This window comes from Epilithonimonas sp. (assembly GCF_056329745.1).
In genome coordinates, this window is record NZ_JBWEYV010000016.1 from 21087 (window position 1) to 46439 (window position 25353).

30 protein-coding genes are annotated in these 25353 nt (G+C 37.3%); 6 read left to right on the top strand and 24 right to left on the bottom strand.

The annotated features are described in order from the left end of the window. Positions 1–88: 88 nt before the first annotated feature. The 6 genes from AC00Y6_RS11675 to AC00Y6_RS11700 all read right to left on the bottom strand — a co-directional run bounded on the left by AC00Y6_RS11675 (position 89) and on the right by AC00Y6_RS11700 (position 5674). Entirely contained in the window at positions 89–1327 is a 1239-nt protein-coding gene (locus tag AC00Y6_RS11675) for a DUF5906 domain-containing protein (RefSeq protein WP_474490791.1), read from the bottom strand. A 77-nt stretch (positions 1328–1404) separates the two neighbouring features. Then, positions 1405–1683, bottom strand: coding sequence for a helix-turn-helix domain-containing protein (locus AC00Y6_RS11680; RefSeq protein ID WP_474490792.1), 279 nt, complete (start codon positions 1681–1683; stop codon positions 1405–1407). 150 nt (positions 1684–1833) lie between these two features. Next, positions 1834–2874 (bottom strand): hypothetical protein, encoded by a 1041-nt coding sequence (locus AC00Y6_RS11685; RefSeq protein ID WP_474490793.1) that lies wholly within the window; start codon positions 2872–2874, stop codon positions 1834–1836. Between the two features lie 292 nt (positions 2875–3166). Further along, positions 3167–3853 (bottom strand): nucleotidyl transferase AbiEii/AbiGii toxin family protein, encoded by a 687-nt coding sequence (locus AC00Y6_RS11690; protein ID WP_474490794.1) that lies wholly within the window; start codon positions 3851–3853, stop codon positions 3167–3169. Beyond that, positions 3846–4367: a hypothetical protein gene (locus AC00Y6_RS11695; protein ID WP_474490795.1), complete on the bottom strand. Its 522-nt coding sequence runs from the start codon at positions 4365–4367 to the stop codon at positions 3846–3848. Before AC00Y6_RS11695 ends, AC00Y6_RS11690 begins: the two co-directional genes overlap by 8 nt. A gap of 83 nt (positions 4368–4450) precedes the next feature. Beyond that, on the bottom strand, positions 4451–5674 hold the full coding sequence (locus AC00Y6_RS11700) for a site-specific integrase (protein ID WP_474490796.1): 1224 nt from the start codon (positions 5672–5674) through the stop codon (positions 4451–4453). A 312-nt stretch (positions 5675–5986) separates the two neighbouring features. Here AC00Y6_RS11700 and AC00Y6_RS11705 point away from each other — a divergent pair, with 312 nt between their 5' ends. Beyond that, entirely contained in the window at positions 5987–7165 is a 1179-nt protein-coding gene (locus AC00Y6_RS11705; RefSeq protein WP_474490797.1) for a tyrosine-type recombinase/integrase, read from the top strand. Here AC00Y6_RS11705 and AC00Y6_RS11710 read toward each other — a convergent pair. From AC00Y6_RS11710 to AC00Y6_RS11720, 3 genes are read right to left on the bottom strand one after another with little or no spacing between them, the layout of a single operon-like run. Then, positions 7158–8984 (bottom strand): hypothetical protein, encoded by a 1827-nt coding sequence (locus AC00Y6_RS11710; RefSeq protein ID WP_474490798.1) that lies wholly within the window; start codon positions 8982–8984, stop codon positions 7158–7160. The two genes, AC00Y6_RS11705 and AC00Y6_RS11710, sit on opposite strands and share 8 nt — an antisense overlap. Continuing rightward, complete coding sequence (locus tag AC00Y6_RS11715; RefSeq protein ID WP_474490799.1) at positions 8984–10834, bottom strand: hypothetical protein; 1851 nt, start codon at positions 10832–10834, stop codon at positions 8984–8986. Before AC00Y6_RS11715 ends, AC00Y6_RS11710 begins: the two co-directional genes overlap by 1 nt. A 3-nt stretch (positions 10835–10837) precedes the next feature. Further along, positions 10838–15247 (bottom strand): phage tail tape measure protein, encoded by a 4410-nt coding sequence (locus AC00Y6_RS11720; protein ID WP_474490800.1) that lies wholly within the window; start codon positions 15245–15247, stop codon positions 10838–10840. 350 nt (positions 15248–15597) lie between these two features. Between AC00Y6_RS11720 and AC00Y6_RS11725 the strand changes: the two genes are divergently transcribed. From AC00Y6_RS11725 to AC00Y6_RS11745, 5 genes are all read left to right on the top strand, one after another. Continuing rightward, positions 15598–15984, top strand: coding sequence for a hypothetical protein (locus AC00Y6_RS11725; RefSeq protein ID WP_474490801.1), 387 nt, complete (start codon positions 15598–15600; stop codon positions 15982–15984). A gap of 57 nt (positions 15985–16041) precedes the next feature. Next, positions 16042–16254, top strand: coding sequence for a hypothetical protein (locus AC00Y6_RS11730; protein ID WP_474490802.1), 213 nt, complete (start codon positions 16042–16044; stop codon positions 16252–16254). Beyond that, positions 16244–16408 carry a SymE family type I addiction module toxin gene (locus AC00Y6_RS11735; RefSeq protein WP_474490803.1) on the top strand — a complete coding sequence of 55 codons (165 nt, stop codon included), beginning with the start codon at positions 16244–16246 and terminating at the stop codon, positions 16406–16408. The genes AC00Y6_RS11730 and AC00Y6_RS11735 overlap by 11 nt, the downstream gene beginning before the upstream one ends. Continuing rightward, the gene (locus AC00Y6_RS11740) at positions 16398–16817 is read left to right on the top strand and encodes a DUF6943 family protein (protein WP_474490804.1); all 420 of its coding nucleotides are present in this window, start codon (positions 16398–16400) and stop codon (positions 16815–16817) included. Before AC00Y6_RS11735 ends, AC00Y6_RS11740 begins: the two co-directional genes overlap by 11 nt. Before the next feature lie 303 nt (positions 16818–17120). Next, complete coding sequence (locus AC00Y6_RS11745; RefSeq protein WP_474490805.1) at positions 17121–17249, top strand: hypothetical protein; 129 nt, start codon at positions 17121–17123, stop codon at positions 17247–17249. Positions 17250–17453: 204 nt separating this feature from the next. Here the strand turns inward: AC00Y6_RS11745 and AC00Y6_RS11750 are convergent, their stop codons facing one another. From AC00Y6_RS11750 to AC00Y6_RS11820, 15 genes are all read right to left on the bottom strand, one after another. Continuing rightward, entirely contained in the window at positions 17454–17678 is a 225-nt protein-coding gene (locus AC00Y6_RS11750; RefSeq protein WP_474490806.1) for a hypothetical protein, read from the bottom strand. A gap of 5 nt (positions 17679–17683) precedes the next feature. After that, on the bottom strand, positions 17684–17968 hold the full coding sequence (locus tag AC00Y6_RS11755; protein ID WP_474490807.1) for a hypothetical protein: 285 nt from the start codon (positions 17966–17968) through the stop codon (positions 17684–17686). Positions 17969–18013: 45 nt separating this feature from the next. Beyond that, the gene (locus tag AC00Y6_RS11760; protein WP_474490808.1) at positions 18014–18304 is read right to left on the bottom strand and encodes a hypothetical protein; all 291 of its coding nucleotides are present in this window, start codon (positions 18302–18304) and stop codon (positions 18014–18016) included. Between the two features lie 12 nt (positions 18305–18316). Then, complete coding sequence (locus tag AC00Y6_RS11765) at positions 18317–20041, bottom strand: hypothetical protein (RefSeq protein WP_474490809.1); 1725 nt, start codon at positions 20039–20041, stop codon at positions 18317–18319. Further along, on the bottom strand, positions 20041–20658 hold the full coding sequence (locus AC00Y6_RS11770; protein ID WP_474490810.1) for a hypothetical protein: 618 nt from the start codon (positions 20656–20658) through the stop codon (positions 20041–20043). Before AC00Y6_RS11770 ends, AC00Y6_RS11765 begins: the two co-directional genes overlap by 1 nt. After that, positions 20658–20999, bottom strand: a complete 342-nt coding sequence (locus AC00Y6_RS11775) for a hypothetical protein (protein ID WP_474490811.1) — start codon at positions 20997–20999, stop codon at positions 20658–20660. The genes AC00Y6_RS11770 and AC00Y6_RS11775 overlap by 1 nt, the downstream gene beginning before the upstream one ends. Continuing rightward, positions 20996–21235 carry a hypothetical protein gene (locus AC00Y6_RS11780; RefSeq protein WP_474490812.1) on the bottom strand — a complete coding sequence of 80 codons (240 nt, stop codon included), beginning with the start codon at positions 21233–21235 and terminating at the stop codon, positions 20996–20998. Before AC00Y6_RS11780 ends, AC00Y6_RS11775 begins: the two co-directional genes overlap by 4 nt. Position 21236: 1 nt before the next feature. Beyond that, entirely contained in the window at positions 21237–21836 is a 600-nt protein-coding gene (locus AC00Y6_RS11785) for a hypothetical protein (protein WP_474490813.1), read from the bottom strand. Beyond that, positions 21837–22682: a hypothetical protein gene (locus AC00Y6_RS11790; protein WP_474490814.1), complete on the bottom strand. Its 846-nt coding sequence runs from the start codon at positions 22680–22682 to the stop codon at positions 21837–21839. Positions 22683–22694: 12 nt separating this feature from the next. Continuing rightward, entirely contained in the window at positions 22695–23051 is a 357-nt protein-coding gene (locus AC00Y6_RS11795) for a hypothetical protein (RefSeq protein WP_474490815.1), read from the bottom strand. Between the two features lie 133 nt (positions 23052–23184). Beyond that, positions 23185–23412 carry a hypothetical protein gene (locus AC00Y6_RS11800; protein ID WP_474490816.1) on the bottom strand — a complete coding sequence of 76 codons (228 nt, stop codon included), beginning with the start codon at positions 23410–23412 and terminating at the stop codon, positions 23185–23187. A gap of 9 nt (positions 23413–23421) precedes the next feature. Continuing rightward, positions 23422–23586, bottom strand: a complete 165-nt coding sequence (locus AC00Y6_RS11805; RefSeq protein WP_474490817.1) for a hypothetical protein — start codon at positions 23584–23586, stop codon at positions 23422–23424. Next, positions 23541–23954, bottom strand: coding sequence for a hypothetical protein (locus AC00Y6_RS11810; RefSeq protein ID WP_474490818.1), 414 nt, complete (start codon positions 23952–23954; stop codon positions 23541–23543). The genes AC00Y6_RS11805 and AC00Y6_RS11810 overlap by 46 nt, the downstream gene beginning before the upstream one ends. A 4-nt stretch (positions 23955–23958) precedes the next feature. Beyond that, a complete protein-coding gene (locus AC00Y6_RS11815) occupies positions 23959–24231 on the bottom strand; it encodes a hypothetical protein (protein ID WP_474490819.1) in 273 nt (90 codons plus the stop codon). A 228-nt stretch (positions 24232–24459) separates the two neighbouring features. Further along, positions 24460–25320, bottom strand: a complete 861-nt coding sequence (locus AC00Y6_RS11820) for a hypothetical protein (RefSeq protein WP_474490820.1) — start codon at positions 25318–25320, stop codon at positions 24460–24462. Positions 25321–25353 lie beyond the last annotated feature (33 nt).

The following is a 25353-nucleotide window of genomic DNA, read 5'->3' on the forward strand; positions in this document are numbered from 1 at the left end:
TCATCAGTCTCTCATCAAAAAACAGCATTGAAAATTTTGATGAGGCTTTTGATGAGATACAAGTATTTGATTTTCTTTTCATTATCAATTAATTCATCATTTCATCAAATTTCTGTAGGATAAAATCCCTTTTTAGGGTAAAAAATCGTCCAATTTTATTTTGCTGATAAAAAGTTCCACTGTAGTCAATATCATATCTGATGTAAGCCAGAGAATTTTTCTGGGGTTCAAGTTTCCAGATTTCTTTCAGAAGTTTTCGTATGTCGTTCACCGTCCAGTAATGATTTCGGAACATTTTGCCGAGCATATTGAACAGGTCTTGCGGAACGAACTGTATTTCCTGATCTTCCGTACTTTCAAAAAATTCATACAAAAGTTCAATGATCCGGGATTCCAATTTGTTATTGTTCTTCCACACGAGCTTTTGAAGTGCTTTAGTTCTGATTTCAGAATTCGTGAACCACATTCTCGTTTGCTTCTGACTGAAAAAGGGTCTCTGCATCAGGAATCTCAGGAAGTAAGGGATTTCACGAATCAGATTTTTTAAAAAATCGGTATTCTCGGTTTTAATGGATTTGACTTTGATAATCCAAAAGCGTATTTCGTTTTCATCAATTTGGATAAAGTTGTCTTCATTATTGGAACAGAGAATGAATTTCCCGAAAAACTCAACTTCCTCACGGTCTTTTCCTTTAGCTTCTTTCTTATCCTTATCCGTGGTGGAAAGGTATTTTAGTCGTTCTGTAATTTCTTTCTTGTCAAAGAATACTTCATCAATCGCAACAATGAGCATCGAAGTCCAATCCGAATTGAACTGGCTGCTGAAGGAATCACCTTTGATGTAAGTCATATTGAGTCCGAAAATGGATTTCAGCCATTTGATAAATGTGGATTTTCCTGTAGAACGCTCTTTGCTTACCAAACATAAAATCGGAAGCATTTGGGTTGGTTTCTCAAGCAATATTTTGATATAATCTAAGCCTAACTCCAACTGTTCCCCAAAAATATGTTGCATAAACTGAAGGGAAAACGGAATTTTTTCTTTCAAGGCATCAGTACTTAGATTTACCTCTGCCGGCTGGTGGGGAATTTCGTTGTACATATTGTAAAATGTCTCAATAATTTTCCGATATTCCAAATGAGAAGGAATACAGCAAAATCCATCGTACTTGGGAATGGAGGAGACATAAGTTTTCCCGTGGTCACTTATAATCGTTTCACGATTCCAGCGAACCAATATCGAAATTTTGTCACCAGAGATTTGCGGTTTTTCAATGATTTTATAGTAAGTCGTGCCTACTCGTAGATAAGGTATTTCGTCGGTCATTTTTGAAGGGGTATTATTCCGTAAGAGGAGGAGGTACGGATGATTAAACAAAGAGAAAATTAAACTTGATAAATTGCTTAATATCTTCGGTTTCTTCCATAGTCCAAAAGTTCCTTTTTGGAATAATAATACCTTCCGCTGAAATTGTAAAATGGCAAATCCTTATTTTTCCGCCAATCAATAATGGTTGGAATGGAAATATGCAGGAATTTTGCAGCTTCAATCTGAGAAATCAAATCTTCTGGCTGGTCTTCTGCTTTCTTAACTGGTAATGTGAAATCGGTTGCTTTTTTTAGAATGATTTCAACCGCTTTTTCCAAATCTGCTTTGGAGTGTGAATAAAGTTGTACTGACATTTTAATGAATTTTAGTTAAACGATGTTGACTTTATTGTCAGTACAAAGGTTTGGGAATAATCGTTTAACTATTTTGGAATCTTTATTATAAATATAAATACCTGATAATGTGTGTTTTATTTTTGATTAATTAAAAACCAAATCTCTATTTTACAGACGATTTTCAATTGTTTTTAATAAATGACCTATATCCGGAAACTCTTCCAAAATGATTTCTGCAAGTTTCTTTTTTTCCAGTGCATATTTTGATATGGCAAAGGAAACGGCATTGTACAATTCTTCTCTGTGCTCAATAAAGAATTGACGGTCACTGTAATCTTTATTTACTTTTGATATTTGCTTATTTGAATTGTTTCTGAATCTTTTCTTTACAAGCTTTTCAATATCAGAACTGTTTTTTGGCAACAGTTCAATATTCGATTTTCGTGCAAAATAATCAATTAGAGCGTCGTAGATATTCCTTACATTACAATTGTCTGGTAATCTATAAACTGAAAATTTACTTTCTATTGTTATGGTGTTTATCTTTTCTTTAATTGCATTAAGTATTCCAGTTTGTTCTGAAAGAGCATGGTTTAAATTATTGTTTTCAAATGCTAATTTGAGATTCTCCAAAGATTGGTTGATGACCGTCAGACTTTTTTCAAGGCTTAAATTTTCATTATCCGAATTTAGATGTTTATCAATCTCCAAATCAACAAGTGAAATGTCATAATACAAACCTTGATTATCATCAAATCTTATCAATTTAATGTTTAACAAAATTTCTGAAATAGTCTGATAATTATTATTTAAAAGTCTAAGATTTTCAGTTTGTTTATCTATTCTGCTGATTATCTCCAGTACATTTTTAAGATATTTTCGATAGAATAGAGTTGTGGTGTAATGATCAGAAATTGAATTGTATAATCTGTTATCGAAATATTCAAATGTTAAAAACTGGTCTATTTTAAGTAAAAAGTTTTTTGATAAATACTTTTTATAATCAGCGTTGCCGATTCCGTTCAATTCCATTCTTTTAATTTTGTCAATGATGGATTCAAAACTTTTCCGCCGGTATTCTTCTGTTTGGTTATTATAGAAACTTACTTTTGTACTATATTTTTGAAAGATGAAATCTTCCTGAAAATTTAATTTTCCTTCTTTTTTTGATTTTCTAATTTTAAAAACCAGATAGAAAAGGCATCCCAAAATAAACAAGCCATACCACCAGTAAAGAGTCAGGACAATGCTGTAAACAGCAATGAAAAAATAGACAAGTAAAATGAAAATTGCAAAAGACTTAAAAACCAGGTAGGATCTGAAAATTGTATTTTGCAGCAGCCAGGTAAATTCGTTCAGGAAATATTTCTCCGTGATGTACAGATATGCCCTAAACAAAATGACAAATCCTATCACGCTGAAAACTGCAATTAATAAAAATAAACGTAAGTTATCTGAAATCATTTCCACTCTTTTCCTTATTTGATTGGCATTTTATAAATCAAGCATTCATAATACCGCCTATTTTCTCTTTTACAATCTCCATTCTTTCCTCAATAATGAATGGATGTATATGAGTTTGCAGGAGCTCATCCAAAAGACCTTTATCAATGATTTTTTGAAATTCTGACTTGAGAAATTCTAAAATTCTCGAATCACATTTGACAATTTCATCTACAATAGTCGTACGGTTGTCAATAATATAGATGATGTCTTCAATATCATGGCTGGTTCTGTAATCTTTCCCACGACTATTGAACGCTTCAAACTTTGTTGCGAGAAAACATGGTGCAGATAAAATATTAATTTCCTGATTTTTTGCTTTTACTTTCCACAAATCTTCAAAACCTATTTTATACCATCGATTCGTTGAACCAAAAGCACTGTCTTCAGCTGGAATTATATCAACTGGATATTTTTTGTATGTGTAACTGCAAATAGATGTTCCGAAAGGGTCTGGATGAAATCCCAGTTTTCCCAATTCTTCAATTGTTTTATGAAACTCACCTACATCAACAATATTAACAGTGAAGTCTATGTCTTTTGTAGGACGTATTTCATCGGCTGCAGGATCATCGGTATAAAGGCTGATTACCGCTCCTCCAACAAATACTACTTGCTCTCTGTATTGTTTTAAACCTTCCGCAACTTCAGCTACAACACCTATATTGATGGTCTTGTTATGCAATTTCTAAATATTTTTTTAGGTATTCTATAGCTATTTCTTTTTCTCTTGTTCGTCCTACACGGATGGCATCCGTAATAGCAAGTAATTCGTACAGTTTTTCATCTTTCAATGTAGCTTCCGGAACTGAAGAATAAAGGGGTTCTATGCTTTGTCCTCTCGCATTCCCTTTTGCATAAGCCCAAACATACATTTCATTACTGTGAATTTCGTTATTAAGCGGCGGAGCACTATGTGCAGTAGGGATACCTCTAACAATTGCACCTGGCTTTTGAGGAAAAGTGTAACGGATTCCATATTGTAAAAATTCAGCCAATGCATATTTCAAAACCACTTTCCCTTTTGTATCAAGTAAACCGGAATTTTTTGATCTTGCAACCGATTCGCTTATTTCTGCCTGGCTGATTCCCAATTCTTTTGCAACCGTAGACTGGTTCCATGAATCAGTATTCAAACTCACAATTTTCAGTAACAAAACGATGTCCTGCGGTTTCATATTTTGTTTAGAATTTTTCATATATTGCGTATTGCGATATGCAATATTACTGAAAAATTATGAAAGTGTAATCTTTATTATCGCAAACCGCGATATGCAATAATCTATCCCCACGCTTTATCCATCTGCTCATCTGTAAATGCTTCAGTTACTTTCATATATTTATCCAAAACTGCATCTTTCTTAATATTGGCAATCTTTTTTATTGCTTTCGGCTCCATTCCCAAAAGAAGAGAATTGGTTATGAATGTTTTTCTCGCAGTGTGGCTGGTGATAAATTTACATTTAGGTTGAGTTAAAGTTTTCTTTTGATTTCCTACAAACCAATGGATAGTAAAGGGTTGAGTTATTTCAGCCAACTCACAGCAGTCTTTAATGTAATCATTGAATTTCTGAGAAGATATAACTGGCAAAGGCTCATAAATGGTTCCCCTATATTTTTCTAAAATTGCTTTTGCATATTTATTTAACTTGATAGCGTGATTCTGCGTTTTGGTTTTTTGTATAGAAAGAACAATATGATCTTCTGAAATATTTGCTAAATGCAATTTCGACAAATCAGAAAATCTCAGTCCGGTAAAACATCCCATGCAATAGAAATCCCGAACGTGAGAAAGTCTGTCAGATTCAAATTCTTTTTCATACAGTTTCATTAATTCTTCAAAGCTTAAATACACAATATCTATATCGTGCTCGGTTGCTTTAAACTTTTCAAATTCTCTGTTGGTGTTATAACCTTTTTCTGTTGCCCATCGCAGGAACGTTTTAAGAACAGCAATAATCTTTGCAAAATAATTGTTTTTAATCTCTTTTTCTAAAAAACAAAATTTTGAAAGTTTATCAAAAAAGGAGTCTGTAACAGTATCAAATTCTATTTTGAATCTTTTTTCTTTCTGGAACTCCTGTAAGAAATTTTTAACTGTAGTCTGTGCCCTAATTGTATTATATGCTTTAGATAGTTTTCCTGATTCTATGAATTCCTCAAAACTTTCAAAAAAATCATAAAGCTCAACTTTAATCTCCTTCTCACTCTCAAATTTTTCTCGAAAAATTTCGTTAGAAAACTGCAATTTATTGATGGCGAAAAACAAAGAAATTTGTCGGGCTTTTTCTTCAATTTCAACGAGTTTATCATTAATTTCCTGATGACGGTTATATGCCTCTTTCCTTGAGTTTGGAATAACTCGACTACCGTTCCAATATTTCGGTAAAACAGATTCACCAATATTTTTGCGAAGTCTTTTCCCATCTGCACGTACTAAAATCTGAATGGGGATTAGTCCATTTGCATTCATCTTCTCTTTCCTTAATTCAAAGCTGACTTTCATAACAAATAAATTATAGTTAAATAGAAAAAAGGGTGGTCAAAAGGGTGGCTAATTTTGAAATTAAACTAACTAAAAACACCTAAACACCAGTTTTGAAAAATATTATATATCCCAAATATACTGATATATAGCGAGTTAAAACAAATTAAAATTTAGAAAAGAATCATGGTATTCCGGTCCTGGGTACTATATTTAAAGAAAGATACACAACAGCTAATTAAACAGCTTTACGTGTATCTTTTTTTTTGCGACTACAATACCGCATCAATAAAGGGTTTACAGCGATTCTGCTTATAAAAACAAACAGATTTTATGAGCTTACTTTTATCCACACCGAAATCAATTTTTGACACAAAATTCGACACAACACGTATTTTTGTGACTACACGCCATCGATTCAGCCTTAGAGGCTACAAAAACAAATCCGGAGAATCTTTACTCTATCTGGATGTTTCAGATACCGGAAACAGAATCCGGTTAAATACAGACATCTATATCCCGGCAAATCTTTGGGATCAGAAAAAGCAACGAATAAAAAATAGTCAGAATGCTGAACAATACAATCTGATCCTGGAAAATATCGAAGCTAAATTAACCATCATTAAAACTAATTATATGTTGCAAGACCGGTTACTTTCTGCCAGAACCCTCATTGAAGAATTTCAGAGCGCAAGTCCTGATTTTGATTTCATTTCATTTTTTAGGCATCATCTAGCTTTACAGAACTACAAGAAACAAACAATCAAAAATCATCAGACAGTGCTTAAAAAACTTGAAGCATTTTCAAAAGAGATTCCTTTTCATAAACTTACCAAGGAATTTTTGCAGAAATATCGCAAGTTTTATAAAAATAACAGTGATATTACCTACAATACCGATTTAAAAGTAATTAAGACTTACATCAATATTGCGTACAAAAAGGATATCAAACTTAACATTCGACCAGACGACCTAAAAGTTAATGTTAATTCTGCGAAAACGGTTTACCTTGAACCGTCTGAAATGAGATTAATGATTGAATATTATTATAGCGAAGAAATTAATCCAGTACACATCTTGCCGTTAGGTTATTTTCTTTTTGCATGTTATACAGGATTGAGAGTATCTGATATTTATGAATTAAAAAGAAGAGATGTCCTGGCTGAAAAGTTTCAGTTTTCGTCCGTAAAAACAGATAAAAGGCAATTTATGAAGATCAACTCACAAGCAAGAAAAATGGTAGAGCACAGACCTGAACTTTTTGAAAAATGGATTGCAAGCCAGAAAATCAATGAACATCTGAAGAAAATTGCTGCAGTGTGCCAAATCGATAAAGTTATTAGCATGCATGTTGGCAGGCACACTTTTGCAACGACCTTTATGCGAAACGGTGGTGATGTATACAGACTAAAAATACTCCTCGGCCACGCCAAAATTGAGCACACGCAAAAATATGTTCACCTGGTACGCGAAGAAGTATTGGATGATATGGATATCATCCGATTCAACTGATTGTTTCTGTCACGATCTGCACCTGCATCGAGTTTTCGTAATAGTCCTTGATCCACTCCTTGATCCTATGTATGTTTTGATAGCAGCTTAACTCATCTTTGATGGTGAAGTTAAGCTCATCATCTTCTGCAATAAAGGTCCAGGTAAACTTTCCACTGTTGAGCCTTTCGCGCAGAAACTCTACCCAATTGGTATAAAACAACGTAGGAAAGGTTAGTTCCGGAGCGGGCTTTGCATTATTTTGTATACCAGTTTTCCCGTTATATTTTACAAGTTGTAGAAGATTGGTGCTATAGCTTTTAACTACGGCTGTCTCCTGGCCTCTTGGTAAAGCTACATAGACCGGCAAAGCATAAGTATTTGTCTCAATCGTAGTGGTAAGCTCTCCGGCTTCTTTGTTTACAATGATACCTGTCTCGTCATAATAGACAGAATCCGGTTTTTCCTCATTCTCCCAATCTGGCATTTTGATTAGGAATGAATTTTTATTACTGAATTCGACCTGTGGTTCCAGAGCTAAAAACTTCTCAGGCACAACCTTAATGTTATTTTTTTTAGCCCCTCGAATCCGATTCATGACAATGGTATTATCAACTAGCTCTACATCGTAATTTAGAAAATTACGGATACGGTTCACCAATTCGCCAAATGTGATATCCGGTACCGCCCTGGTTAAATCTATTTGATTAGGATTTGTTATAACACCATTATCTTCACCTGTGTTTTCTTCATTTTCAAAGGTATTTTTCGATACAACGGTAAGCTCACAATATGTTTCCGTATCACCATCACCAAATGAACGATATCCCGAAACACGCAGAACTTCATTTTCCTTTACCGTAGTTATATCCGTTTCAAATGTAAAATATAATTCACCATCTGCTGAACGATAAAGTATTTGTTTCCCGTCCAATGCAATCCGTATATCTGTTGGACTTAGACCAGATTTGTGATTAGCCAACATCACGTTAGCAATCAGTTTATAATTACCAGGCTTTGGAATTTCTACAGTCTTATTATAATAACCATATGGATATGGACGAGACTGTTTTTTAAATCTCTCCTGGTAATCCATCACTTTAATAAGTAATCCGACTTTTCGCAATGTTAATCGACTAAAGTATTCCGTCGCAGAATAGACCCAAATATTTTGAAGTAAAGGATCGGTCAAAATCTCGCCTCCTAATTGATAGCCGCCGTCCTGGAAACCAGTTTTGAGGAGATATAAAATATGAGGCATCGGATGCACAATATTAACATTATAGATCTCCCCGTCATCTGTGGTATAGTTATTTTTCAACGCTGTACCATCATTATTCATATCATTGATGTAGCCGTTGAATGCATCCCAGGTTGTATCGTCCGGGGAAAATTGAGCAGTATATAACCTGGGGAAATTAAAGTTAGTTTGCGGGTATAGTTGCCCCGCAATATTGGCCGCAAAAGTGTGAATATTATCAACAGGATATTTCTCCAGGGGAAGTTCTTTCAGTTGCTTATCAAAGTTCGGGATCTCTTCAAATCCAAAATCGATTTGGCAAGTCAAATAATTGCCTTCGCATCCCAGGATATTTAACTTCGCTAGACGGTAAGAGTTTTCATAAAGGATCTGGCCACTGATCGACTTCGGTAACTTGAAAGCATCAAAACTGGAGTAATCTCCAAATTCTCTTTTAAACTGGTCATCCATATAAAAATCAAAAGGGAAAAGATATTTGGTAAACATCTTATCACTGATCTTGGAATTACTTTCGCTTACGGATAATTCTTTCCCGGATAAATCCAAACTTCTGCCTTCGGATATAAATTTTATTTCCATTACTGCTCAACGATTAAAAATTCTAAATCCCTATCAATTACCGTTTGCCCGGATGCCTGTAAAACCAACTTTTCTGTTGTGTTGAAAGCCTGGTAAACCTTACCTTCTATATTCATAAAAACTAAACGCTGCATAACCATTTCCTCCAGCATCGGCAGTTCATGCCTCAAGATAAAACCACTATTAATGGTTAGCTTTTTTGTTTTGGTTGTGTCAAACTTTTCAGTCATAGAGTTCAGCACATTTTTGGAAGTGATATGCGTGAAATTAGCGGTAACGGTATAGTCGCCGGCAAATGTAAACCAGTCAGGTGCTAAGTTTTGGTTTTCCCAGTGCATTTGGATAGGTTTATAGGTATCAGGATATTTATAAAGATCTATTGTCTGATCTGCAACAGTGATTTCCTCATGATCTGAATCAGGTTTTATTTTCTGGACCAAAACACGGTTATTATCTACACGGCTGAGGAATACATCACTATTCTTATTATATTTCCTATGGCCGTAATTGGTCAAAATTGGAAATTTAACCGGTTTTTTTCCAGGCAAAAAGTGCAACCCAGTTACGTTTTGTGTCATTATAGTTTTGTAATCCACATCTAGTTCTTCTAAGACCAGGTCGCAAACAATAGCTTTACAAAATTCAGTCTCGGAAGCGATACCAAACAAGTGATCCCGGAACCGGGGAAAAAAATTATGAAGCTTCCGGCCAAGATCAAAAGACGCTTTCTCATTGACATAAGGAATACTATAAGAATGCGCCACGACAGTTTCTTTACCCATCACATTATACACCGCAGAGATCGACACTTTTACGTGAACAGCGTTTGGGTTGATTAACTGGAAGGAAATAGGTTTCAGATCCAGGCAGAACTTGGTTTCGCCTATTGTAAAAAATTGCCTCAAAAGCAGCGACACCGGGACAACCAAAGTTCCATTAGCGAATTTGATATTCACAAAGCCGTTATAAGATCCGTCCACCAAGTCATCCGTAGATGTAGTAATGGTGATTTGCATTGAAGTATTACCTGCATTGACAGAAGTTTGCAGCCATGGTGACTTTTCCACAGTGAAGGCAAAACCAATCGGATTAATAAGATCCAACACCACAGATTTCTCCGTGCCTTTTATAACATCAAAGCTTACTGAAGAAGGGCTGACGCCGATGCCGTTATCATCTAGGACAGTAAGGTTAATAGCAAACGCACTAATATAATTACCGGCGACATCCAACAACCTGCATTGCTGACTTACGTTCCCGGTAGCCGGAATATTGGGATTATTCGCAATGCTTATCGTTGTATTATCCTGAATCGTAAACCCAGACGTAAACCCTGATTTTGGTTCAAAAATATTAGAAGGCTGCCAAAAGGTTAATGGGCTATTACTACCATTATTGAGAATATTAACAGTTGTATCACCCGTCAAAGCATTATTGGCGCGATTGAAAACAACATTATAATTAGACTTGTCAGTTTGAGGCCCAAAACTCCCAGATATAGCTAAATTAATCTCTACATCCACCATCTTATCTGCACCTTCATAATTACCGAATCTGAACCTAATTACAGCCTTATACGCATTACCCGTCAGCGATTCAAGATTCTTTAAAACTATTGGCAGCGTCTTAGAAGCTATGAAATCATCAATATAAAAACCATCACCGTTGTATCCGTCAATTTCAATCCAATCAACAGAAGTTCCTATTTTTTGTATACTTACTTCTACAAAAGTTGCATTGGTTGATGAAACAGAAAGTGAAGCTACCTCTGGGTAATCCGTTCCACGCGCCCAGTTTAGCGATTGTTTTGCGGGACGTACCCATCCATTAGTACTACCTATTACTGGCATAATTTATCCGTGTTTATTTTTGTTATTAAGATCATTGTACATGCTGCGCATGTCCTCCACTTCTTTCCCGTTTCTGGCGGTTTTTGCAATTTTTGCCTGGATACCATTCTTCTCGATATTATCAAGTGTGGTATTCATACGGTTAACTGTACTGATAAGCATTATCATTACATCATCGTTAGATTCTGTTTGTTTACCGGTGGCGCTGATGGTATTGTAACCGTTTTCAAATCCTTTGGCCCGGGCATTAGCCGAATAGATCGCCTGCTTAAGTTCATCCGGGTATTTGGTCCATGTAGGGCTGTCAATCACCATTTCTACTTTGTTATTCTCTCCTGCGATAAAGTGTGTTGGACGATCTACCAAACCACTTGAAAGGCGTTTGCGTCTTACATTAAAGCGTTTACCATCCTGCGCCCTCTCTATAGGATACTCCATCCCAAAACCGTCCTCATAACCGTCTGCAGTTGGTAGTGGCGTCGCCAGAACCGTAGCTAACTGAACGGCACCTAACGCTCCAACTACTCCCGACATAATTGCTGCAGTTGCTCCAAAGTCAAATTTCGGGAACTGCGCCCAGATCCCCATTATAGCATTAGCCGTGTTCCCAATTATACTCATTACCTGCTGAGCTCTCTCTCGCTTGGCTGCTTTGATTTCCAGTTCAGCTTTTTTCTTATCAAGATCCTGATCAGCTTTGAGTGATAATTTTTTATAAGTTTCCTGGTTGATGTAGCCTTCAAGCAATTGCTTTTTATAGGTTAATTTCTTCTGTGCAGTTCTTTGCTCAAAACGTTGTAACTGCCTTTTTTCGTTAGCTTCTACATAGGCAAAATAAGTAGAGAAAGCACTTTGCATGGCACCAATTCCGGCTTTTACAACATCGGCAGCTGTTGCAGAACCGTCTTTAATATCATCTATCAAAGACTTCCAACCTGAGGCGGTCATACCAAAAATATCAGAACTGTCATTGGTGTCTTTTTTCTTTTTCTTGTCATCATTCTGATCTGCTCCGGCAATTTTGGCTTTAAATTCTGCTATTTTATTCCCGGCTTCATCAATAAACTTCATTACTTGCTCTCTCTGCTCAGGTGTCAGAACTCCAAGATCCAAACCTTCGTAAAGTTTAACCATGGCTTCCAGGTGCGTGACCTGAAGTTCAAGTTCACGTTTTTGGTAAACTTTTGTTAATGCTTCTTTACCTTCTGCCCAAGTCGTAATTTTTTGACGCTCTTTTTCATCAATTCTGCCCTTGAGCCCTTCCTTTAACTGAGCAAGCGTTGTGTATGAAGCCAATTCTTCATCCTGTTGTCTTTTGAGGTGCCCTAATTCAGTTTGGTGGGCTTTATCAATGTCAGAGAGATGCTTGGTTTCAGCTTTGTATTCTGCCGTCCTTCGTTTTTGGTCAAAGATTTCGCTTTGAGCTAGTTTCTCCTGCTCAAGCTGCTCATTATTCTTAATCCAGGCATCCATTAATGCCTGGTATAACTTTTTATCCTGGCCGGTAGCTTTATCTATTTTCTTCTGAAGATTATTAATGTCAGTAGCGCCAATTTTTTGTTTTTCGATAGCCTCAGATTTACGCATCTCATCAATATTGATCTGAGCCAATTCTTTTTCCAATCCTTCCTGCATGGCGTCAATTTTAGCATCTGTAATATCCAAAGCAATTTGATTCGCCAAACGTGCTGCCTCCTCTCCATTTTTAGCTATTTGGGACATTTCCCGGTCATGTTCTTCTTTTAACCTGTTTTCACGCTCTTTTTTGCGAGCGGAAGCATCTGAAGAATTTTTGCCTTTACCAGTATCGTCTCCGGGAATGGTGTAGGGGGATTTAGTATCTAGAACTGCACCCGGATTCTGCTGAAGGAATTTCTTTTGTTCAGAGTTCAAAGAGCTCATCTGCTGAAAATTCGCCTTTAATTCTTCCCTTCTTTTACGATAAGCTTGTTGAACCAAAGGAACATATTTAGACAACTCTTTTTCAATATCCGCAACTTTGGTCATTGCATCAATATTCTTAGCATCTTCTACGGACATATTCCTAAGCTTATTGCCGGAATTTAATTTTTGCTCAACATATGTCCCTACACCACCAAGGTTTTGCCATCCTGGCTCAACATCTTTGCTTTGTAATTCAATTTGTTTTTTGAACAATTCGGTTCTTTTTGAACTCAAAGCTTCGCTCATCGCCTTTCTGTCGAGAGATTTGATATACTCATTGATTAACCTTGTCCCTTCAGCAGTCTTTAGGTTCTCCAATGTTAAATTGCCAAGGTACTCCGGTGATATGTCGTTTAATTTTTTGATGGCTGCCAACCGATCGGCCTTAGAAGCGCTTTCATTTCTCGCTACAATCAAAAGGCTTTCTAATTTTGATTTCTCATCCTGTACCGCCATTGCAGCACTGGTTCTGAAATCATTAAGAACTTTTTGCTTTTGAGCCGTCTCATCAATTCTTTTGGAAAGAAGAAGGTAAGCTGCACCCAAAGCCATTATAGCAGTTACAACCAATGCAAAAGGGTTCGCCAGGGTTATAGTATTTAGCATTCTTTGAGCCGCTGCCTGACGAACAGTATTCCCAGTTAAGCCCAAAATAGCAACTTGCCCGCGCAAATAGGCAGCAGTTACAAGGTTTTGAAGAAATGTAGATGTTTGAGTATAAAGATTGTGTGCTTTCTGAATAACAGTATATCCTATTAATTTATCCTTCGTCCCTTGTAAAGTTATATTTGTTAATGCTACAGCAGTATTGTAACTGAAAATCGCCACTGCTCCGATAACAAATAACTTCGTAAGAAAAACGATTGTTTGCCCTGTCGTTTTTAAAGTCCCATCTGTATCTTCTACAGCACCAATCATTTTCCCAAACCCCTCAATGAGCCAGTTCAATCCTTTTGCAACAGAATCATTTGCAAAAATTCCTACCAAGTGTTTTTGAACTTTTTCAAAAATAGCAGCGGAATTGTTATTGACTTTATCAAACTCCTGTTGTAGAGACGTGGCCTCTGTTAATGATTTATTGGATAGTTCGATAGATTTACGGAAACGGTCTGTATTCTCCGAAGCGGCCCCCATGGTGGAGATAACATATTGATCATTCAGTTTAAGGTAATCCAGCATTTTAGCCAGTTCGGTGGTATCAAGACCTTTTGCACCCTCAGAGAATTTCAGAAAGAATTCTAAAGGATCTTTGTTCATCAGGTCCTCCACCTCTTTCTTAGAGATATTCATCACCTTCGCAAACTTATCAGCATCTTTTGCAGCCGTACGGATAACTGATGAATATGCGGTAGAGGCGCGCTCTGCATCAATACCTGATTCCTCAAAGGCTGCACCTAATGCCAGGGCTTCAGCAATTGTAGGTTTCAGTTTCTCCGGGAGAGAACCCAGGCGCATTGCGAACTCCCCTATATTCTGCTCACTGGCTGCACCAGCTGCCCCAAGTTCATTCATCGCAGAACCTATCTGATTGATGGCAGTTGCAATGTTCAGATCCTTAGTTTGGGAATATAATCCCTTCAACTTACCCAGCGTATCGGTAACCGCTTCTACACCACCGGCAAAGCCATCGCCCAGTGCTACATTAGCCTTATCAACCTCCTGAACAAAATCTTTGATTTCCGCTTTACCTACACCCAGCCTACCACCGGTCTCAGCGATCTTAAGTAAATCTATCTTAGAAGTTCGGGTATCCAGGTCACTGAATGATTTGGTGAGATCTTCTACCTCCTGCTTAGTCATACCCACCGTCTTAGATACAGCGGTCTGAGCATCCACCAGTTTATTATTTCGGTCTATAATGTTTTGCACAGTAAGCCCAAACCCTACCAGAACCCCGGCACATGCCGTCACTATACCACTGTAATGATTAAAACGTTCAGCAAGATTTTTAAAGGATAGCGATGTGCTACCAGCACCGGCACGCACCTCTGCCATGCGGGCGTTAACCTTATCCAGTTGCGCCTGCATTGCCTTTGAAGTATCTGACCCTGGAACCATATTATCAAGACTAGCACGTAACAACTTAGCTTCCTGCTTAAGCTGAGTCATAGTCATCTGGGTAACATCCATATCGCTTCGCAATCGCTCCATCTCCTTGCGGTTACCTGTAATCTCCTTAGAAGTAGCCAAGATCTCTTTAGCTAAAGCTTTATACTCTTCGCTCTCTTTACCTAATAAAGTTTCGGTCTCCTTTAGCTCCTTGGAGAGTTTACGCTTATTAGCTACGAGGTCATTAGTCTTCTGCCCCAGATCATATATAGCCTTCTGCGCCGGATCAGAATTGACCACAATAGTCATCTTCATTATCTCGTCACGTATTTGCCTTGCGCTTGCCATGGTGGTAATAGTTTGAGCAAAGATGCCGAAGGCAATCGGCGTGCGTTGTGACGCAAGAACATTGGTGTTCATTAAAAATTAACCGCTTCGCAATGTCAATTTTCAACAAACGCCCTATTGGTGGTGGTTTAGCCATATATCCCCCGATTTTCGGGATTTGCGACCGCATTTAGGCCTTTGGAGCGGGGCGGCCTCAAACGTTGTTATTTCTTTTTTCAAAAAGAATGAAAAAGGTTAAAAATCTGATTATGTGCATTTTGCCCGATTTCGATTTTTAAAAAGGCTGATTTTTTGTAAGGGCGCAGGAGTAGTTTTAAACTATTTGGAATTGATATAAATAATTGATTAACAGCTAAATACTGATATATTTAGTAGGTTTTTTCATACTTTTTTAGTAAATTTACTACAGTAAATAATTAATAATGAACGAATTAACAACTAAAGCGAACGCAGAGAAGAAAGTATCTGCCAGCACAGAGCCAAAAGAGAACGCAAAAACCGTAAACATGAAAAATGAAACAATTTTGCCCAAACTTGAAACGACCGCCGAGAAAAGGATTAAAAACCTTGAAAACTTCCAAGCGTTGTGCGGAAAATTCAATTTTTTGAAACACAAATCTGACGATCTTAACGCTTACTTAGTCGGGCGTGATGGATTAAAGGAAACTTTAATTCTGGAAAATACGGACGGGAAAACGTTTGAGATCTCGAACTCCCGAATAATTGACAAAATCTTAATGATTGCCCAGGAGGAACTTTATAAACTTTTGGACAGTTCCGAAGCAGATGTTTTAAATTTTCAAATCTAACAACAAAAAAACGGGGGAAACTTGCCCTTTCCTCCGTTAATTAAAATTTTTCGACCTATGACAACCGAAAGCACAAAAATACAAAAATTATCCGATAAGGTTTACCAAATCCTAAAAGACAAAGGTTTTACAAAATTGTTCAACTGGACAGATTATCAGTTTTTTAAAAAAGAAAGCGCAAACCAAGCCAACCCAGCCCAATGGATTGCAGATCAGTTTATCAGTTGGAACTCTCACGAATTATCAGATTTTGCAGATTATGAATTTTAGATTTTTAAAAACAGGCTATTTGTGGCAAGGAAAAAAGCAAGTGCCAAAAATTAACATTTCAGGCATTTGGCTAAAAAATGCAGGTTTTGAAATAGGTCAGAACGTGAAAATCGAAATTTCTAAAAATCAAATCATTATCAGCAATGACAATTAAAACATATAGCGGAGAATCAATGGAAATCAAGGAAAATGAAACTGTTTTTTATATCCAGTCCCGAGGATATAACGCAGGCAGACCGCTAAAAAAACCAATTCCCAACTGTTGGGAAGTAAGAACGGAGCGAAGCGCAGATTTTGAGATACTTTATATCATTTTTACAAGCAAGATTTTAGAACCTTTTTTTTGTGGTTCTGTGATTCCGTTTATCAGATTGAAGGATTATAAAAATATTATTATGCCGATTTTGCAAAATGCCATCCATGAAAACAGGATTATCAATGAACATTATTTGCAGATCCGCAAGATTGAAAGCCAAATGCAACAGCAGGACAAAATAAAAAAGCTAATGCAGGAACTAAAGAAAACACTTTCTGCAGAACTTTATAAAAAAATACAGATTTAAAGCAAAACCGCCAGTAAGGCGGTTTTTTTATGTCAAAAAAAAATTTCGGCTTCGCCGTTACCACGAGCGAAGCCGGCTATGGAATTAATTTTTTATTAATATAATACGGTTATTAAACCTTTATTTTAAAAATTGTTAATAACTCAAGAAAATTACGTTGCATTGTATAAAAACAATATTTACTTTTGTACAAGAATGTTAAGGTTGAACGAATACCTAAGGTCTTTGACTTCGATTGTATAACGTAAAATTCCCGAGCTGCGAACTCAGGAATTTAATTTGTTTAACCTTAAATTTTTAACGATGGACCAATATCGTATTAAAAATGGCTTCACTGAAAAGCTCGTCTTTTCAATGACGGTCAAACGAAACGGAAGGATTATACGCCGCGCCAACGGCAAGCCTTTCTGTTTCTGGGTAAAAGTGATTTAACTTTCACTTATGCGCTCTTCAATAATTTGAAGGGCGCTTTTTTGTTTATAAGCTTATTGATATGCTTTCTATACATGTTCTTATACTACTCCTTGTACTAATGTTTGTATAAATGTTGGTATAAATGTTTGCACAAAAGTACATACAAAACTTTATAATCGTTTAATAGGAACAAAAAAAATTTAAACTTTTTTAAAAAAAAATTTATTCTCTCCCAACAAAATCCCTGCTACCAGCAAAAACAGTTTTAATTTCTCCAGACTTTGTCCTTTCTAACGCTAACATGCCCTCCAATTGCTTTATAGGTTCCGGAAGTTGAAAATATAATCCAGTAAAATGCCTTTTAAAAATTCTAACTTGATGTTTTTCTAAGAAATGTTTCTTCTCTAAAATGCCAATTCTTAGTGAAATTCTTTTCTTATTGCTCATATGTCTTAACTTAATAATTTAAAAATGAATTGTTTTCTGGACTCTTGAGATCTTATTAAATCGTAATTCTCAATCACAAAGTTTACAAGCTTAATACAAAGATTTTCATACCTTCCAAATTCTAAAAACAATGGATTATTGATAAAATCGAACGTCCCACCCTTATATCTCTTACCGGGAACATTTTTCACAAATTGATAATTTCTTAAAACTCCAAACCCGGTTTCATCCTGAACCAGGACAGTGAAATCAAAGGCTGTTTTTTGCACTAATGTGGTTGTAATTGCCATACTATTATTATTATTTTAATTATACCGACAATATTACAACCACAACTACCATTTCCCATTTTTGCTAAAATCACTCAGATTCACTTCTTCTACAATTTCCATCAATGCCGCCGCAAAGATGATTTTCTTTTCCGGTTCTGCCATCATTTCGGTTTTATCCTGGATACGTTTGACGGCCTCGAAATGATTTTCATTGTTAGCTTTCATCACAGTGTGGATAATCGCCACAAAGGGCGTTACCACAGACTGGTATTGATCTTTCAGGTTAAGGCGCGCAGCACTCCTGGCTTCTTCCAGGATCTGCAAATTTTGAAAAGTGTTTTTTATTGTAGACATGATCAAATATAATTAAAATGTTTGTGGAGCGTAACTTCTTTCAGATGAATATCTTGCTTTTACAATATTCATATATTTTGGTCGGCACATATAATATTTCAAACTGTCTGATAAGTTTGTGGACCACATTGGCCGCCGAGCCATTGGGATACTTTCTGAGGATTTGTCTTTGTGAATTCTTTTAATCCCGGTCTTCTTTTCTGGTTTGATAATTTGCTTTGCTACCTCCATAGAAGATTTCAATTCTTTACACTGCCAACGGTCAATCAAAAGTTTCGGAAGTTTTGTATTGGTCTCTGACAAAACATCTTTCATCAGGTAAAATTCTTCTTCCTGGTAAATAGTTCTTTGCCCTATATTCATCAGGTTGACTTTCCATCCAGTGGCGATATCGTTTTTACCTTTCTCGATGTAATTTTTTATGGCTGAAGCTCTATCGTTTCCGGTCTTGGAATTCTGATTCCCGGAACGGTCATAGTACAAATCCAAAACCTTCATTTTGTGTGGCCCGAAAAAGTCCCGGAAGATCTCCGCCATTTCGGATTCGTTTTGCTCCAGCGTGAAGAAGTTTTTTAAAAGCCTTTGCACCCATCCCTGTTCCTGACCAATCACCATGCTATTCATATCGCCAAAATCCATCCCGGCTTCTAACTTCTGCCGGTTCCGGATGTAGCGCAAGCCATCAGAAGTCAATGCAATTTTGCTTTCATCAAAACCATAGCCGTCAAAAAATTCCAACAAAAGCCCATCGTCAAAAAAATTTTTATCCGTAAGGTAAGGATAGAATTTCTCTCCCTGCTTGATCTCATGCTTCATCGTGAGAATTGCCGGACGGAAGCCTTCGGGACCCAAAGACTGTAACGCTTTTTGATAGTAATCCAACCGCAGAATGTCGGCATTCGCAAAGGTAGATACCATCAAAAAAAGCGTAGAATTAAGGCGTGCTTTTGCTAAACGCTGATTCCATCTGTAAAAAGAACGCTTCTGCCGGTCAAACTCGAACTGGTCTTTATTCACGTAAGCCTTCATCATCTTTACCTTTATCTCATTAACTGTGACAGAGGCATGTAGAACCAAACGGAGCTTCTCCGGATCCATATTTTTTTCCTGGTCCAGAATCCAGTCAAACTCATTAGGATTAAGGATATTGGGCATATCGGTTGTGAACGTTTTCCCAAGGTAATAATGAGAATGCCCAAAACGCAGCCCCTCACCACGGGCAGCAGGCAAAAGTTTATCAATTTTTTCTTTGACAAAATACTTGACTTCGTCCCCAAAGATATGCTGGTAAGAATCCCCAGCCATCGAAGAAACTACATCCATCGATGCTAATTTGAAAAAACAACCGTTATAGAAACTAATGGTATGCTTGTACGACATTGGCTTTTTGTACGGTTTTCCAAAAGAATCAGGTGGCCGCTCATTCAGGACATAATGCACGCCTTCTTTCAGCCCGATATCGTTCCAGCCTTTGATCATGGAAGGCACCGTGTTGGAAAGTAAATTAGAGTAATAATCACCGACGAATGCGAAGTAAGCCCCAGGCATTGCCTTGGCTATTTTGATAGAACGCCGCGCCTGGATACTGGTTGTTTTACCCATTGCACGACCGGCAATGAGATAAAGGTTGGTAGGATCGTAAACCTCTATGGCCATCCCAACAGGATTGACATAATGGTATTCTGCCTGCCCTTTAAACGTTCCGTTCGGCTCTTCAAAAATTCTGTTGGACGGCATTATTTACGTGGGTTTTCGTCAAATTTCAGGAATCGGAATGGTAGCCCATCCACTTCGGCTTTGGCGGCTTCTTTGACCTTCTCAGGAACATCCGGGATCGCATCGATGAACTGAGCAATCGCCCGGCGGTCTTCTGGCTCCTCGCCAAACATCCTGATGTCTGTGGTAAGAACCTGGATCTGTTTCATGAGATCATCTTCCATTTCCAAAATTTCTTCTTTGTCAAGCTGCAGGACCACTGCCATTTCTTTAAGGATCTTAACGGCATCGAGGAAATCTCTGGAAGTTTTTGCCAGGCGAATAGCTGCTGTAAATGCCTTTAGCATTTTGTCGGCAATCAGGTTTTTCCAGGTTGTTTTTGGCAGATGGTTTTCGGCGGAAAAATAATTAAGAGCATCGTTAATAAGCTTTACAGCCTGGTAGCGTTGCAATTTATCAACAATCACCAAATGCTTTACGATAGCTTCTTTATTGGGATATTCGAACATGCGGCAGTACATGCTCCAGATCTTTTCGAGCATCTGCATATACGCCAATAATTTTGGCGGTACATTTCCCGGACTTCCTGTCTCCAGAAACTCCAAAAGATCATCCAGTTCTATATCATCAAAATTCATTATTCTGTATTAAAAATTTCGTTTTTGATGTTTTCAATTCTTTGTTCTTCCCACTTTTTTTCCATCTGTTGTTTGGCGGTCAGGTTTCCTTTCTTAGCATTTTCCAAAGTTGCTTTGTCTGTATCGCTCTGGGCGAGATATAAACCGCGTTTATAGGCATCGCAAACGTCTGTGCCGTCTATCCGGAAATCACGCAAAAACAAACGTTTCTGACGCTTCAGCACCGCACATATTTTATCTGCAGAAAAACCAACAGCTGCCAATTCTGAAACCATATCTTTTTCCGCATCATTGAGCGGACACCATTCCGTAATTATTTCGGTATTTGTCGTGAGATTCATTTTGCGAGAAATTTACCAAGGTAATACCCACACAATCCGCCAGCTAAAGCTCCGGAAGCATAAATTAATCTATGCTTTTCGTTCCCAAAGGCAACCTTTTTCACATTGTGGCTCCAGAAATAGCTAATACCAAAAGAGCAGACAATAATACCTACTAAAAAATCCTTTGAGATACAATACGTATTTAGCACTACAAGAAGCACTTGGATATATCCGGTTAAAAAAAGCTTTATCATATTAATTGATTTTGTGTACTACTTTACAGTTATAAAAAAGTTCTTTCCTAAGGTTCATAACATCTTCATTATTCGTGAAAATGTATTGCTCATATTGGGCGTTTTTGCTCCAGTTCCCGGAACCTTCTATGCAGAAATGACCCGTTTCGGTTTTGCACAATGTTATTTTGCTGTGATTCCAGGTGTAGATGATTGTTACGTTCTCGTCAGATTGCGCCCAGCCGTTTATCGCATCGCACACGCGAGGATTTCTTTGCCGCATCGAATCTGATATCAGCAGCTTTATCCGCCCGATTTTACCCAGCCTCTGCATCTCCTGCAATGCCTCCAGAACCGACAGCGAGACCGAATAGGTTGATGCATACAATTCTTCAATATATTGCAATTGGCTTATCAGTTCCACAAACGTAAAAGCGTTGAAACTCGCCATTGTCTGCATAAAAAAGATTTCATCGGGAGCAGGCAACCGCTTAAGATCTTCAGGGAGATTGCTCACCATATAATTCTGCACATTCAGGAACCTAGAGGTAAAGGCGGAACTTTTGTCCGCCTCTTCCTGGTTATTAGAATTTACCCCTATGTCGTTTTTACTGAACAGCATTTATTTTTTCTCAAAAGTCCTGTTGTACTTTTCTGCCAGATTCTTTTCTGTGAGCTCTAATCTCAACGTCCATTCTTCAAACTTCTCAGGATTCTGTCCGTCCTTATATTTTGGAAGGGATTTCATAGCGTTAGTCCTGTGTTTGATAAGATCAGCTTCGGACATCTCATCGATCTCCTGGGCAATTCTCAGATTTTTTAGTTTTGGATGTTTGCCTAAAACTTTGCCTTCGGTATCGCGGTAATAATCCAACTCATCTTTGATATCGATATTCAGTTGGTAAGCCTTCACAGCTTCGGAAGCCAATTCAAACAATTTTTCTTCTGCATCTTTTTCGTCGGCCGCTTCCAGAGCATCTGCGTGAAGTGCTGCATACATTTTGTAAGCTGTGATTTTGTCTGAAACCAAAACTTTGAAAACATCCGGGCAATTCTCATCGCTCAAAAACGGATATTCGTCACGGATTTTAAGTCCCTGCAAAACAGGCTCGTCCAAACCTTTAAGGATTGGGTTTTCGTTTTGTTTTGCCAGTTCGTCCGCTTCTTTTTTAGCTTGCTCAGCAGCTGCTATTTCTTCCGGTGTCGGAATCGGATCGGCCGTTAAATTGGTAATATCCTCTTCATCATTAGCAGGATCATAAAGCGCAATATCTTTATCTGTGATGCCCTGGGATTTTTTGATCTCATAGATCAAGCCCTCCAGCTTGTTAGGTGTGTAGCCCAGTTGGTAATGATAGACCTGGCGTGCGCTGGCAACGTCGCTGTAAGCTTTTACAAGATCTACGTAAACTTTTGAATCTTTTTTGTTGGCCGGGTTGGCCAGGATTTTTAATAATTTATTTCTCATGGTCGATAATTTTTATTTGATGTAACTATAATTCCTGATGATGTAAAACTTCCTGAATGCGATGTATAGGAACAGAAGAATGAAAACCCAGCCTTCTACAAAGGCACCAAAAGCGCGGTAAGAAAGCAGCGCGACAAAAACAAACATGCTGAAAAAATCTAGCAACGCCACCACGCAGGATCTGCGGTAATAAACCGCCAATGGATTTTCGTAGGCCTTCGCGCCCTGGATGGCGACCTGGAGAAAAACAAAAATACCTATGCCTATCCAGGAATAGATCCGAAGACCTGGGAAACGCCATTCAATAATGGAGAGTACCAGCAGGATGAGGATCTGCAAATACATAAACCGCCTGTGCCATTTGTACATAATCTGTAAACTTTTTACGAAGATGGCGCACTGCGAACGCAAAAGTTGTGACGCAAAAAAACCGCTCCTTTTGAGAGCGGTTTTGGCTGTGTGCCGTGTTTGAGCCGGCACAACCTGCCACCTATAGAGATTTTTAAAAATCTTGTACTAATGTTGAGATATAACTGTAGTGTTTCAAACAATCATACACTTCATCAAAACTTAAAGAACTTCGAAAATAAAAGATCATAGCATCATCTTCTTTCTTATAATTAATCTGCCAACTTTTAAATTCAGAACCAAGGTCTTTTTCCATTTGTTCAATATCACCCAAAAAAAACAGCTCCAAATGATATTGATGATTTGTTTCAGTTTGTTCCATAATTCAAATTTAATTAATTTCCACTTTATAAAATTTTGTTTCCGAGAAGGGAAAGGTAACGTATTGGTCATCATCTACCAAAACCATTAGTTCACCCTTACGTTTCCAGAGGCTTTCCACTTCCACTTCTATTCCTTCGTAGGAAACGATGTTGATTTTGTTACGGTAATACATTCTGTGCCGTTGTTTTTGCGTTTAAAATATTCTTGATGGTATGGGTGGTCAAAGTATTTTACACCCTCGGTTTCATCGATTAAAAAACGGCCGTCCTCGTAGGAACGCAGCTCATATTTGTAATCGTAAAAAGTTTGTTCATCTTCCCGCAGCAGTTGTTTTACATCTGTGAAAAAATCCAGGAAAAGCCTGTATTTTTCCGCCTCTGCGGGTTTAATCTGTGATGCAGCCAGGAACATTTCTTTTATTTTCTCCTCCATCAGTTCCGGAGAGCCTATGAGGTTCTCCAGGTCGAAAAGGAGTTCTGAAATGTTACAAAATAGCGCATCTGAATCTGAGGCTTTGCTCAGGTGAAATTTAGTTTTCATTGGTTTACATATTAAAGTACGGAGTAAGGTACTTTTTTCTGTAATTCCTGAGCGCATGCAGCTGCGCCTGGCATTTGCGTGTACCGTAAGCAAAGGTGTGCTGCCCTTTTTGGTCTGAGATCTTGGCGAGGAATACTTCGCCGAACTTCTGAAAGGAAATTGTTAATATCCCTTTTCTGTTTCTGGTTTTAGCTGGTGCTTTAGCAACTGCAGCTAGTGCTTTAGTGAATTGAACTGGTGTTTTAGCTGCTGGAGCTGTTGTGGGTTTGTTTGACATTTTATAATAATTTAAAGGTTAATCTTTAAAAACATCCACTAAACAAAAAACCTTTGCTTTCGTGGATGTCGTCAAACAAACCCATCGGAAGAAAGGTAACCACTACTCACAAAGGAGAATATTAATCGTTAAAGATTGTCGGAATTATTATCCGATAGATTTGTTTGACATTGCAAATATGCGTAAGACTTTTGGATTATGCAAGAGAAAAGTGAGAAAATAAATATTTTAGTCTTTTTCAACCTTGCTCAGCTGATCAGAAAGCTCCTCGTATAGATTTATCGGATCTTCACCAATCCACATTAAATCAGTAATTTTAACCAATCTAGAAGATCCATCCATATATATAATATTTGCTGAAGTTAACTCTAAAGTTTGTACGACATCTGTAAGCCATACAGAATCAAAAGACCAAGCTCCCCTACCATAACGTTTAATAGGACCAATACCCTTTCTGGAAACATTATAAGCACCTGCTCTATATAGAACCTTATCCTTAACTGCATTCTTCCCATAAAAGTTGAAGGTAATATATTTAATAGTTTTTGAAGAAAAATTCATAATTTCAAACTCTGCCCCAGTCATAGAATAATCTTCTGTAGGTCGACTTTTGATAATAGCAATAGGATATTTTTGATATGAGTTAATTTTTTCAAAAGCTTCATCTCTCAAACTTAGTAACATCGCTTTGGAATATAAGTTTGAAGAATAGTCAAATCTCTTTTTTTCATTTTCGTTAATACTATTTAACGAAGATCGAATTTCAGATAATGTGTATGTTTTTTCGTCAGACGATCCTATTATTCTGAATGTATTTTTGGGAAGATATTCAAGATAATTTTTCTCTCCTAAATAATAACCTTCTAAAAATGTTTTGTTATTGCAATCAAAAACGTCAGTAACAAAAAACATATTTTCATCCTTCTTTATCAAGTTATTTTTTGTACTACCATCACAGACTATTGTGCTAATTGTACGATAAACCGGATCATCTTGCTCAAAATATGTAACAACAGAAATTGAATCAACACTCAAATCCTGAGAAAATGAGAAAACTGGAAATAATAAAAAAAGTAATGATTTTTTCATAGTATATAATTTTCTCAAATATAACAATTCAGC

What these genes read in the sequence shown, in the direction of transcription:
- AC00Y6_RS11675 (WP_474490791.1), bottom strand. Translation starts at nt 1,327, where the DNA reads ATGACCGACGAAATACCTTATCTACGAGTAGGCACGACTTACTATAAA.
- AC00Y6_RS11680 (WP_474490792.1), bottom strand. Translation starts at nt 1,683, where the DNA reads ATGTCAGTACAACTTTATTCACACTCCAAAGCAGATTTGGAAAAAGCG.
- AC00Y6_RS11695 (WP_474490795.1), bottom strand. Translation starts at nt 4,367, where the DNA reads ATGAAAAATTCTAAACAAAATATGAAACCGCAGGACATCGTTTTGTTA.
- AC00Y6_RS11700 (WP_474490796.1), bottom strand. Translation starts at nt 5,674, where the DNA reads ATGAAAGTCAGCTTTGAATTAAGGAAAGAGAAGATGAATGCAAATGGA.
- AC00Y6_RS11705 (WP_474490797.1), top strand. Translation starts at nt 5,987, where the DNA reads ATGAGCTTACTTTTATCCACACCGAAATCAATTTTTGACACAAAATTC.
- AC00Y6_RS11710 (WP_474490798.1), bottom strand. Translation starts at nt 8,984, where the DNA reads ATGGAAATAAAATTTATATCCGAAGGCAGAAGTTTGGATTTATCCGGG.
- AC00Y6_RS11715 (WP_474490799.1), bottom strand. Translation starts at nt 10,834, where the DNA reads ATGCCAGTAATAGGTAGTACTAATGGATGGGTACGTCCCGCAAAACAA.
- AC00Y6_RS11720 (WP_474490800.1), bottom strand. Translation starts at nt 15,247, where the DNA reads ATGAACACCAATGTTCTTGCGTCACAACGCACGCCGATTGCCTTCGGC.
- AC00Y6_RS11725 (WP_474490801.1), top strand. Translation starts at nt 15,598, where the DNA reads ATGAACGAATTAACAACTAAAGCGAACGCAGAGAAGAAAGTATCTGCC.
- AC00Y6_RS11730 (WP_474490802.1), top strand. Translation starts at nt 16,042, where the DNA reads ATGACAACCGAAAGCACAAAAATACAAAAATTATCCGATAAGGTTTAC.
- AC00Y6_RS11735 (WP_474490803.1), top strand. Translation starts at nt 16,244, where the DNA reads ATGAATTTTAGATTTTTAAAAACAGGCTATTTGTGGCAAGGAAAAAAG.
- AC00Y6_RS11740 (WP_474490804.1), top strand. Translation starts at nt 16,398, where the DNA reads ATGACAATTAAAACATATAGCGGAGAATCAATGGAAATCAAGGAAAAT.
- AC00Y6_RS11745 (WP_474490805.1), top strand. Translation starts at nt 17,121, where the DNA reads ATGGACCAATATCGTATTAAAAATGGCTTCACTGAAAAGCTCGTCTTT.
- AC00Y6_RS11750 (WP_474490806.1), bottom strand. Translation starts at nt 17,678, where the DNA reads ATGAGCAATAAGAAAAGAATTTCACTAAGAATTGGCATTTTAGAGAAG.
- AC00Y6_RS11755 (WP_474490807.1), bottom strand. Translation starts at nt 17,968, where the DNA reads ATGGCAATTACAACCACATTAGTGCAAAAAACAGCCTTTGATTTCACT.
- AC00Y6_RS11760 (WP_474490808.1), bottom strand. Translation starts at nt 18,304, where the DNA reads ATGTCTACAATAAAAAACACTTTTCAAAATTTGCAGATCCTGGAAGAA.
- AC00Y6_RS11765 (WP_474490809.1), bottom strand. Translation starts at nt 20,041, where the DNA reads ATGCCGTCCAACAGAATTTTTGAAGAGCCGAACGGAACGTTTAAAGGG.
- AC00Y6_RS11770 (WP_474490810.1), bottom strand. Translation starts at nt 20,658, where the DNA reads ATGAATTTTGATGATATAGAACTGGATGATCTTTTGGAGTTTCTGGAG.
- AC00Y6_RS11775 (WP_474490811.1), bottom strand. Translation starts at nt 20,999, where the DNA reads ATGAATCTCACGACAAATACCGAAATAATTACGGAATGGTGTCCGCTC.
- AC00Y6_RS11780 (WP_474490812.1), bottom strand. Translation starts at nt 21,235, where the DNA reads ATGATAAAGCTTTTTTTAACCGGATATATCCAAGTGCTTCTTGTAGTG.
- AC00Y6_RS11785 (WP_474490813.1), bottom strand. Translation starts at nt 21,836, where the DNA reads ATGCTGTTCAGTAAAAACGACATAGGGGTAAATTCTAATAACCAGGAA.
- AC00Y6_RS11790 (WP_474490814.1), bottom strand. Translation starts at nt 22,682, where the DNA reads ATGAGAAATAAATTATTAAAAATCCTGGCCAACCCGGCCAACAAAAAA.
- AC00Y6_RS11795 (WP_474490815.1), bottom strand. Translation starts at nt 23,051, where the DNA reads ATGTACAAATGGCACAGGCGGTTTATGTATTTGCAGATCCTCATCCTG.
- AC00Y6_RS11800 (WP_474490816.1), bottom strand. Translation starts at nt 23,412, where the DNA reads ATGGAACAAACTGAAACAAATCATCAATATCATTTGGAGCTGTTTTTT.
- AC00Y6_RS11805 (WP_474490817.1), bottom strand. Translation starts at nt 23,586, where the DNA reads ATGTATTACCGTAACAAAATCAACATCGTTTCCTACGAAGGAATAGAA.
- AC00Y6_RS11810 (WP_474490818.1), bottom strand. Translation starts at nt 23,954, where the DNA reads ATGAAAACTAAATTTCACCTGAGCAAAGCCTCAGATTCAGATGCGCTA.
- AC00Y6_RS11815 (WP_474490819.1), bottom strand. Translation starts at nt 24,231, where the DNA reads ATGTCAAACAAACCCACAACAGCTCCAGCAGCTAAAACACCAGTTCAA.
- AC00Y6_RS11820 (WP_474490820.1), bottom strand. Translation starts at nt 25,320, where the DNA reads ATGAAAAAATCATTACTTTTTTTATTATTTCCAGTTTTCTCATTTTCT.